Origin of the sequence: Sandarakinorhabdus sp. (assembly GCF_031422795.1) — a bacterium.
Lineage (GTDB): Bacteria > Pseudomonadota > Alphaproteobacteria > Sphingomonadales > Sphingomonadaceae > Sandarakinorhabdus.
Genome location: NZ_JANPML010000002.1, coordinates 1 through 9,492, shown reverse-complemented (window position 1 = coordinate 9,492; position 9,492 = coordinate 1). Strand labels below are relative to the sequence as shown.

Annotated in this window: 12 protein-coding genes; 9 read left to right on the top strand and 3 right to left on the bottom strand. The window is 64.7% G+C overall.

Going from position 1 to position 9,492, the window contains the following annotated elements:
- From rpiB to RMO81_RS00190, 5 genes are all read left to right on the top strand, one after another.
- On the top strand, nt 1–420 hold a 420-nt coding region (rpiB, locus tag RMO81_RS00210), incomplete at its 5' end, for a ribose 5-phosphate isomerase B (protein WP_310473708.1).
- Nucleotides 421–431: 11 nt separating this feature from the next.
- Entirely contained in the window at nt 432–1,748 is a 1,317-nt protein-coding gene (gene glyA, locus RMO81_RS00205; RefSeq protein ID WP_310473707.1) for a serine hydroxymethyltransferase, read from the top strand.
- Nucleotides 1,749–1,779: 31 nt separating this feature from the next.
- Nucleotides 1,780–2,166: a hypothetical protein gene (locus RMO81_RS00200; RefSeq protein ID WP_310473706.1), complete on the top strand. Its 387-nt coding sequence runs from the start codon at nt 1,780–1,782 to the stop codon at nt 2,164–2,166.
- Nucleotides 2,166–2,639, top strand: a complete 474-nt coding sequence (nrdR, locus tag RMO81_RS00195; RefSeq protein WP_310473705.1) for a transcriptional regulator NrdR — start codon at nt 2,166–2,168, stop codon at nt 2,637–2,639. The genes RMO81_RS00200 and nrdR overlap by 1 nt, the downstream gene beginning before the upstream one ends.
- A gap of 43 nt (nt 2,640–2,682) precedes the next feature.
- Nucleotides 2,683–3,462, top strand: a complete 780-nt coding sequence (locus RMO81_RS00190) for an RNA methyltransferase (RefSeq protein ID WP_310473704.1) — start codon at nt 2,683–2,685, stop codon at nt 3,460–3,462.
- 8 nt (nt 3,463–3,470) lie between these two features.
- On the opposite strand, the gene RMO81_RS00185 is transcribed toward RMO81_RS00190, so the two are convergent.
- The gene (locus RMO81_RS00185) at nt 3,471–5,042 is read right to left on the bottom strand and encodes a winged helix-turn-helix domain-containing protein (RefSeq protein WP_310473703.1); all 1,572 of its coding nucleotides are present in this window, start codon (nt 5,040–5,042) and stop codon (nt 3,471–3,473) included.
- A 112-nt stretch (nt 5,043–5,154) separates the two neighbouring features.
- Here RMO81_RS00185 and RMO81_RS00180 point away from each other — a divergent pair, with 112 nt between their 5' ends.
- Both RMO81_RS00180 and RMO81_RS00175 read left to right on the top strand, forming a co-directional pair.
- Entirely contained in the window at nt 5,155–5,367 is a 213-nt protein-coding gene (locus RMO81_RS00180) for a tautomerase family protein (RefSeq protein ID WP_310473702.1), read from the top strand.
- Nucleotides 5,368–5,378: 11 nt separating this feature from the next.
- Nucleotides 5,379–5,825, top strand: coding sequence for a cupin domain-containing protein (locus RMO81_RS00175; RefSeq protein WP_310473701.1), 447 nt, complete (start codon nt 5,379–5,381; stop codon nt 5,823–5,825).
- A gap of 89 nt (nt 5,826–5,914) precedes the next feature.
- Here the strand turns inward: RMO81_RS00175 and RMO81_RS00170 are convergent, their stop codons facing one another.
- Together RMO81_RS00170 and RMO81_RS00165 are read right to left on the bottom strand one after the other, a co-directional pair.
- The gene (locus RMO81_RS00170; RefSeq protein ID WP_310473700.1) at nt 5,915–6,619 is read right to left on the bottom strand and encodes a response regulator transcription factor; all 705 of its coding nucleotides are present in this window, start codon (nt 6,617–6,619) and stop codon (nt 5,915–5,917) included.
- Nucleotides 6,620–6,767: 148 nt separating this feature from the next.
- Complete coding sequence (locus tag RMO81_RS00165; RefSeq protein ID WP_310473699.1) at nt 6,768–7,049, bottom strand: DUF1153 domain-containing protein; 282 nt, start codon at nt 7,047–7,049, stop codon at nt 6,768–6,770.
- A gap of 184 nt (nt 7,050–7,233) precedes the next feature.
- Between RMO81_RS00165 and mnmA the strand changes: the two genes are divergently transcribed.
- On the top strand, nt 7,234–8,346 hold the full coding sequence (mnmA, locus tag RMO81_RS00160; protein WP_310473709.1) for a tRNA 2-thiouridine(34) synthase MnmA: 1,113 nt from the start codon (nt 7,234–7,236) through the stop codon (nt 8,344–8,346).
- 166 nt (nt 8,347–8,512) lie between these two features.
- A partial coding sequence (locus tag RMO81_RS00155) for a sigma 54-interacting transcriptional regulator (RefSeq protein WP_310473698.1) occupies nt 8,513–9,492 on the top strand: 980 nt, incomplete at its 3' end.

The window sequence follows — 9,492 nt, the reverse complement described above, 5'->3', positions numbered from 1 at the left end:
ATCGCGCTTGCTTCTGATCATGCCGGCTATGCCCTGAAGGCGCAGCTGGCCGACGAATTGCGCGCGGCGGGCCATGTGGTTGTCGATCTTGGTCCCGACAGCGAAGCCAGCGTGGACTACCCCGATTTTGGCCGCGCCCTGGGCGAAGCCGTGGCGCAGGGCCGCGCTGAAAAGGGCATTGCCGTGTGCGGCAGTGGCATCGGCATTTCGATTGCCGTCAATCGCATTGCCGGCGCCCGCTGCGCGCTGGTGACCAGCGGCTTGTTGGCGCGGCTGGCCCGTCAGCACAATGATGCCAATTGCATCGCGCTGGGCAGCCGGATAATCGGCATCGCAACCGCCCGCGATTGCGTGGCCGAATTTCTGAACACGCCGTTCGAAGGTGGCCGCCATGCCGGCCGCGTTGCCAAATTGGGTTGAGGAGTATCACGATGAGCACGAATCCAAAGACGTCGGCGGTGAACGAGTTTCGGCCCGATGGCTTCTTCGAAACACCGCTGGCTGGCAGCGATCCGGCCGTTGCCGCTGCTGTTGCCGCTGAACTTGATCGGCAGCAGAACCAGATCGAGCTGATTGCGTCGGAAAACATCGTCAGCCGCGCCGTGCTGGAAGCGCAAGGCAGCGTGTTCACCAACAAATATGCCGAAGGCTATCCCGGCAAGCGTTACTATCAGGGCTGCCATCCTTCTGACATCGTGGAACAATTGGCCATCGATCGCGCCAAGGAGCTGTTTGGCGCCGCCTATGCCAACGTGCAGCCGCATTCGGGCGCGCAGGCCAATGGCGCAGTGATGCTGGCGCTCACCAAGCCGGGCGACACCATCCTGGGCATGAGCCTGGATGCCGGCGGCCACCTTACCCACGGCGCCAAGGCGGCGATGAGCGGCAAGTGGTTCAACGCCGTGCAATATGGCGTGCGCCGCGAAGATCATCTGATCGATTATGATGAAGTTGAGCGCCTGGCCGTGGAGCACAAGCCGGTGCTGATCATCGCAGGCGGTTCTGCTTATCCGCGCATCATTGATTTTGCCCGTTTCCGCGCCATTGCCGACAAGGTGGGCGCGCGTCTGCTTGTCGATATGGCGCATTTTTCCGGGCTGGTCGCCGCTGGCGTGCATCCCTCGCCGATCCCGCACGCCGATGTGGTGACGACCACCACCCACAAGACGCTGCGCGGGCCCCGGGGTGGCATGATCCTGTCCCGCGATGCCGATCTGGGCAAAAAGTTCAACAGCGCCGTGTTCCCCGGCCTGCAGGGCGGCCCGCTGATGCACGTGATCGCCGGCAAGGCGGTCGCCTTTGGCGAAGCGCTGCAGCCGGGTTTCAAGGATTATTGCCGCGCCGTGATCGCCAACGCCCAGGCGCTGGCCGCCCGGCTGGTGGAGCGCGGTTGCGCGGTCGTTGCCGGCGGCACCGACACCCATCTGGCGCTGATCGATTTGTCTCCCAAGGGCATCACCGGCAAGGATGCCGATGAAGCGCTGGAACGGGCCGGCATCACCTGCAACAAGAATGGCGTGCCCTTCGATCTGCTGCCACCCACGAAAACCAGCGGCATCCGCGTCGGTTCGCCGGCCGGCACCACTCGCGGTTTCGGCATTGCCGAATTCCAGGCCATTGGCGACATGATCGCCGATGTGCTGGACGGGCTGGCCGCCAATGGGCATGATGGCAACATCGAAGTGGAAAAGGCGGTGAACCAGCGGGTGCGGGCCTTGTGCGCGCGTTTCCCGATTTATCCGGCCTGATCCGTTTCGCTTTTGGCGAAGGGGTGATCTGATGCAGGGCGAAGAACCGGGCGGCCCGAAGCCAGAACCCGACAAGCTGGTTCAGATGGCGGAAGATGCCGCCGCCGCCGGCAAACGCGCGCTCGACAATGAGACCGGCCAGCAGATTGCCGAGATCGCCGATGCCGGTTTTACCAAGGCCGGGCAGGTGGTGGGTGATCTGCTGGACAATCCCACCGGCGAGAAGTTGAAGCAGGGCGCTGATGATCTGCTGGCCAAGGCCGGGCCATTGGGGGCCAGCGATGTGGGCCGCAATGTGATGGCGGGCGCGGCGGTCGGCTTTTTTGTCGGGCTGGTGTTTTCCTTTATCGGCATGTTCTGGGGCACGCTGATTGGCGCCGGGCTTGGTTTCCTGCGCACCATCACAAAGCGGCCCTGATGCGCTGTCCCTTTTGCGGCAACGACGACACCCAGGTGAAGGACAGCCGTCCCACCGAGGATGCGGCCGCCATCCGCCGGCGGCGGCAGTGCCCGGCGTGCGGCGGGCGTTTTACCACCTTTGAACGCGTGCAGCTGCGGGAACTGACTCTGGTGAAAAAGAGCGGCAAGCGCGAGCCGTTCGACCGTGACAAGCTGGCCCGTTCCATCGAGATCGCCTGCCGCAAGCGCCCGGTGGAATCCGAACGCATCGAGCGGCTGGTCAACGGTGTCGTGCGCCAGCTGGAATCGCTGGGTGAAGCCGAAATCGACGTGGGCGTGGTCGGCGAAATGGTGATGGTGGCGCTGAAGGCGCTCGATCCGGTCGCCTATATCCGCTTTGCCTCGGTCTACCGCGATTTCCGCGAAGCCAAGGATTTCGAGACGTTCGTGGGCGGTCTGTCGGAAGCCGTGAAGGGCGTGAAGGGCAACTGACAAGCGGCCTGACAAGCTGAGCCAAAACCGCTAGGGCCACGCCATGACGACGTTGCCGCCCAATCCGCCCGCCATCATATTGGTGCGCCCGCAACTGGGCATGAACATCGGTGCGGTGGCGCGCGCCATGCTGAATTTCGGCCTGACCGATCTGCGGCTGGTGCAGCCGCGCGATGGCTGGCCCAACCCCGAAGCCGGGCCGTCGGCCGCCGGGGCAGACAGCGTGATCGAAAGCGCGCGGGTGTTCGGCAGCCTGGCCGATGCCATTGCCGATTGCACCCTGACCATCGGCACCGCGCAAACCACCCGCGACATGGTGCGCCGCGTCACCTCGCCGGCCGCCGCCGTGGCGGAAATGCAGGCGCTGCCAGGCAAGGCAGCGTTGCTGTTCGGGCCGGAACGCACGGGCCTGGTGCGCGAGGATCTGCTGCTTTGCCACGCGATCTGCACCATCCCCAGCAATCCCGATTTCGGCAGCCTCAATCTGGCGCAGGCCGTGGCCGTGCTGGGTTATGCGTGGGTAACCGGCGATACCGCGCCGCCGCCGACATGGCTGGTCAATCACGAGGGCCCGGCAGCGCAGCATGAACTGGCCGGATTGATCGCCGCGGTGGCAACCCAGCTGGCAACCAATAGCTTTTTCAATCCCGCCCCCGGCAAGACCGAAACGGCACGATCGATGCTGCACAATGTTTTCACCCGCCCGGGGTTTACCGGCGCAGAAGTACAGTTTCTGCGCGGCGTGGTGCGCCACCTGGTACGCCCGCGCGGTGCCGAACGGCACGCCGCGCCGGCTGCCGGCGGCACCAGCCCGGACGATTGACGGCGTGATCAGGCCGGCAATCCGGTACGGCGCAGCGCCCCGGTAATTTCCTGGCGTATGGCGGGATCGGCAAATGGAAACGCCCGCAGAAAGCGCGCGCAGGTGACCGCCGGCTGACGCCGCTGCGCTTCGGCAAGCCACGCCTGCGCCCGCGCATCGTCGCCATTCAGGCCATGACAGGCCGCCGCAATCAACGCGATCAGGGCATGCGCACCCGGCTCCCGCGCACCGCGCTCGGCCCATTGTGCCGCGGCGGCATGATCAGCGCGAACCAGGTGGGACATGGCGCGGGTTGCCATCATCGCATAACGCAGCGGATCAAGCGGGCTGAGCGCCATGGCATGATCGGCATGAAGCTGGGCATCGGCACCGTGGCCCATCAGGCTGTGCACCCAGGCCCGCCCATAGACGCCTTGTGCATAATTGGGGCTGAGCGCGGTCGCGCGGTCCAACCAGCCCAGCCCGGTCGCCAGTTCACCCGACAGCCAGTGGGCACGGCCCATGACCGCGTTGGCAAAGGGATCCAGCGGATCGAGTTGCACCGCGCGTTCTGCGGCACTGCGGGCGGCGGCGCCGGCGGTGGGGGCAGCGGTGGGGGCTGCAGTGGGCGGGCCATAATCCAGAAAGGCATCCTGAAAGCGCACGAACGACAGGCCGGCGTGGGCCCGGGCAAAGGCCGGTTCTCGGGCAATGGCATGGCGAAACAGATCGCCCGCTGCGGCATTATCGGCGGCATTGAAGCGGTACATGTGTTGCAGCCCAAGATGATAGGCCGACCACGCCTCAAGTGACTGCGCCGGCATCAGGCGGGCGCGCTCGGCTTCGTGCTGCGGCACATGCACTTCCAGCGCGGCAACGACTTGTGCTGCAATGACGGCCTGCAGGGACTGGATGTCGTCGGCCTTGATCTCGAAATGATCGGTCCACAACAGGCCGGCATCGGCAGTGTCCACCAGTTCCACATCCACGCTGATGCGGTCACCCTGCAGGCGCATGCTGCCATGGAGCACATAGCCCACATTGAGCGCCGTGCCGATGCGCCGCACATCAGGCTCGGCGCTGCTGTACTGAAAGGCCGAAGCACTGGCGATCACCAGCAACCAGCGCAGGCGGGCAAGCTCGCGGATAATCTCCTGCGGCAAGGCGTGGGTGGTGATCTGCAAGGCCGCCAGATCGCCCAGCCCGGCAAAGGGCAACACGGCAATCGCCGGCCGTTTCATCTCGGCCGCCGCTGCGACGGGCACTTCCGTAATCGGCACGGCCGCCGCTGGCGCTGAATCGAGTTCGGCAACAAACCGAAACCCGCGGCCATGGATCGTGCGGATAACGTGCTGGCTTTTGCCGGTATCGCCCACCAGTTGGCGCGCGGATTTGATCCGGCTGGAAATGGCGGCATCCGAAATGAAGCGGCCCTGCCACACGCTGGCTATCAGCTCGTCCTTGTCCACCAGGCGGTGGCGATTGGCGATCAGCATGATGAGCAGCGCCAATACCTGCGGTTCGGCCTGAACCATCACACCGTGGGCGTGCAGTTCAAAGCGCTGGGTATCCAGTGCGTAGGGCCCGAACCGGTAATTCATGCCAGGCTGCTTCTATCAGGCAGCCAAGAATCCAGCAATTCTGCAGACGGTCTGCAAGCTTTGTCTGGCGAACGGGCGCAAACCCATCTTCTGGCAACAGAGGAGAACAGCCATGCCAATGGTCAATATCGAAGTCATCCAAGGGGTTTTTTCGCCTGAGCAGAAGCAGTTGATGATCGATCGGGTGACCGAAGCGATGGTGTCGGTCGAAGGCGAAGCGCTGCGTGGTTTGACCTGGGTTCGCATTCAGGAATTCGCCCAGGGCCACTGGGCGATCGGCGGCAACAGCCTTTCGGCTGCCGATGTGCTGGCGGTTGGTTCATAAGGGGGGACGAGATGATGAAGCGTTCGGTCATCTGGTTGCTCGCGGCCATTCTGCCGTTGGCAACCGCAGTCGCCCAGCCCGCAACCAGTGACGCTCCGCTGGCGCTGAACCGGATGGCTGCGTCGCTGAAATGGGGGCCATGCCCGCCGATCTACAAAGGCGGCTGCGCGTTGGCGGTGTTGCACGGCGATCCGGCCAAGCCCAATGCCGATGTCTTCCTGCGGGTCGATGGCGGCACACTGCTGCACAATCACCGGCACAGTTCGGCAGAGCGCATGATCTTGGTGAGCGGCACGCTGCGGGTCGCCTATGCCGGATCGGCGCCCGCCGTCTTGCAGACGGGCCATTATGCCTACGGCCCGGCCGGCGTGCCGCATGAAGCCGCATGTCTCAGCAAGACGCCCTGCACGCTGTTCATCGCCTTTGAAGGCCCGGTTGATGCCGATCTGGTGAAATAGCGGGCTAGGGTGCCGCTTGCACCAGATTGCCAAATGAACAGGGCCGCCGGTTACCCGGCGGCCCTTTGATCAAACGTGCCGTGACCTTTTCAGGCCACGGCAGGATATTCACTTGGTTCCGGGTCGCGCAGCGCATAACCGCGGCCCCAGACGGTTTCGATGCAGGCCGACGACGGCGCGCCGGCAATGTGCAGTTTCTTGCGCAGCTTGCACACGAACACATCGATGATCTTCAGTTCCGGTTCGTCGCGGCCACCATAAAGATGGGTCAGGAACATTTCCTTGGTCAGCGTCATCCCCTTGCGGAGCGACAACATTTCCAGGATCGCATATTCCTTGCCGGTCAGCGCCACGCGCTTGCCATCAACACTGACGGAACGCGCCGCCAGATCAACCGACACCGGGCCCGTAACGATGACCGACTGGCCATGGCCCTGGCTGCGCCGCACCAGGGCGTGCAGACGAGCCATCAGTTCCTGACGGTCAAAGGGCTTGGTGACATAATCGTCGGCGCCCGCACCAAAGCCGGTCACCTTGCTGGTGGTTTCGGCGTCGCCCGACAGGATCAGCACTGGCGTATTGATACGCAGTTGCCGCAGCTGGCGCAGCACCTCATGCCCGTTCATGTCGGGCAGGGTGAGATCCAGCATGACCACGTCGAACTCATAGGTGCGCGCATATTCGAGGGCCAGTTCCCCTGTGCCCGCAGTTTCATGCTCGATGCTCGCTTCGTCGAGCATACGCTCAACACTGCGAGACATGGCACGATCGTCTTCAATCAAAAGAACGCGCATGCGTACCTCTCCGGATTCGGATTAAGCCCAATGTTAAGCCCCGTCAGGCGCAACTCGCCCGGCACATACCCCAGCTGCAGTTAACCTGAATTATGAGCATCCGTAAATACCCCTTTAGAAATTTCTCCAAGTGATTCAAACTGTTCACCTATTTTTTACCATCTTGTTCATTCGATTCGAACAGCGGACGATAGATTTGAACCCGGGTGACGCGCAGCCCCGGCGTCCCCACCTTGGCCACGGCGCGCTGCCAAAGTTGAATCTCTTCAATGCTTAAGCGCCAACGCTTGCAAGCCTCATCAAGGCTGATGTGGCCGTCGCGAATGGCAACGAGCACCGCGGCCTTGCGGCTGGGCACCCAACGCACAGTGTCGTCCGGCGGCAACACTTGTTTACCAAATCCGGGCGGCGGTGGAGACATGAACGACATTACACTTGCCTCCTTGCGGGCCGCTTTGGGCCGGCATCACGAGATGATATGTTCACCATGACGGCGGCAGGCGGCCGGGCTTTACCCGCAGCAAGCCGTGCACCAACACTTGACGACAACCGGTCGCATCCCCATTGCCGCAGCCGTGACGGACTCTGCCGCCTTTCCGCTTGATCTGGCCCGCATGCCGGCCAGTGCGCGCGCTGTGCTGGCGCCGCTGGCTGGCCGGCGCGTGGCCATTGCCATGTCGGGCGGGGTCGATTCATCGGTGGTGGCGGCACTGGCGGCGGCGGCCGGCTGCGAGGCGGTGGGCATCACGCTGCAGCTGTACGATCAGGGCGCAACAGCGCGGCGGCCCGGCGCCTGCTGTGCCGGGGCCGATATCCGCGATGCCCGCGCTGTCGCCGAACGGCTGGGCATCGCGCATTATGTGATCGATATGGAAAGCCGCTTCCGTGAGGCGGTGATCAACAATTTTGTTGAATCCTACGCGCGCGGGCTGACCCCGGTGCCGTGCGTTGAGTGCAACCGCACGGTGAAATTCACCGATCTGATTGCGCTGGCCCGCGATCTGGGGGCCGAGGCACTGCTGACCGGCCATTATGTCCAGCGCCTTGACGGGCCAGCTGGCGCCGAACTGCATCGCGGCGCCGATCCGGGCAAGGACCAGAGCTATTTCCTGTGGACCACCACCCAGGCGCAGCTGGATTATCTGCGTTTTCCGTTGGGCGGGCTGGCCAAGGCGGAAACCCGCGAAATGGCCGAAGCCTTTGGCCTGGTAGTTGCCGCCAAGCCCGACAGCCAGGATATCTGCTTCGTGCCGGGCGGCGATTATGCCGCGGTGGTCGAAAAAATCCGCCCCGAACTGGCGGCACCCGGCGATATTGTCGATGCGGCTGGCCATGTGCTGGGCCGCCATAACGGCATCCACCGCTTCACCGTCGGCCAGCGCCGCGGGCTGGAACTGGGCGGCCAGGCCGAACCGTTGTATGTGGTCGGCATCGATGCCAGCCAGAACCGGGTGATCGCCGGCCCGCGCCGGGCACTGGCAGTCAGCGCCGTGCGGCTGGAGGGTGCCAACATGCTGGGGCCGGCCGATGGCCCGCTCATGGTCAAGGTGCGATCGATGGCGCCGCTGGCCAGCGGCTGGCTGGACGGCGACATGCTGCGCTTTGCCGAACCGCAATTTGGCGTCGCGCCTGGCCAGGCGGCGGTGGCCTATGTGGGCGATCGGTTGGTGGCGGGTGGCACCATGGTGGAAACCATCGCGGCCGATCCGTTGCCGATTCCGGCCTGAACCGCAGCGTCAGGAAAATGACAGCGTCAGATTTTTGACGCCCGCCGCGTCAGTGGTCTGACGCTTCGCCCGTCGGCTGTTTGACAGGCGATAAATTGTTAACCACGCGCTGTGGCGGCGGCTGTTCAGAAAGGCAAATTGGCACGCGACTTGCTGAGGAACAGGCATGAGCACGCCTGTCCCAGCCCCACTTCTGGCCCCGCTTCCGGTGCCGTCGCCGCTGCCCTGGATCCCCGGCCTTGCCGAATGGGACCGCACCGATCTCGAGCTTGTCATCGACAAACAACGGTTTCCTGGCGCCAGCCTTAAATCGCGCCGTCTGGTGCTGAACCAGGCCAGCGTTGGCAGTGCCCGGCTGGACGGCGATACGCTGCACATCGATGTTGCGCCCGGCGATGCCGAATGGGCGCTGGCGCTGGCGGCGGCCTTTGATGCCCCAGGCCGCCCGGCGGCAGCCGATGCCGCCTCCCGCGATCTGCTGGCGCTGGCGGCACGGGTTGGCGCGTCGCCCACCAGCGTGCTGATCGAAGGGCCCACTGGCACCGGCAAGGAAGGGCTTGCCCGCCTTGTCCACATGGCTTCCCCCCGCCGCGACGGCCCACTGGTCGCGGTGAACTGCGCCGCGCTCGCCGAACAGATGGTGGAAGCCACATTGTTCGGGCACGAGCGCGGCGCCTTTACCGGCGCTGTCGGCGCGTCCCCCGGCCTGATCCGCAGCGCCAATGGCGGCAGCTTGTTCCTTGATGAAGTCGCCGAACTGTCGCTGGCGGCGCAGGCCAAGCTGCTGCGTGTGCTGCAGGAACGCGAAGTGCTCGGCGTGGGTGCCACCCGCCCGGTGAAGGTGGATGTGCGCATCATCGCTGCCGGCAATCGCGATCTTGCCGCTGATGTCGCCGCCGGTCGCTTCCGCGCCGATCTCTACTGGCGGTTGGCGGTGTTCCCGCTGCGCACCGCACCGCTGGCGACGCGCCCTGCCGATATCCTCGCCATCGCCGCCCATTGGCTGCTGAACCGCGCGGTGGGATGTGGCCTGGTGCCGTGGCTCACCCCCTGCGCCCGCGCTCGGCTGGCGGCACACGCCTGGCCCGGCAATGTGCGCGAACTGGGCAATGTGCTCGATCGCGCGCTGGTGCTGTGCGACGGGCC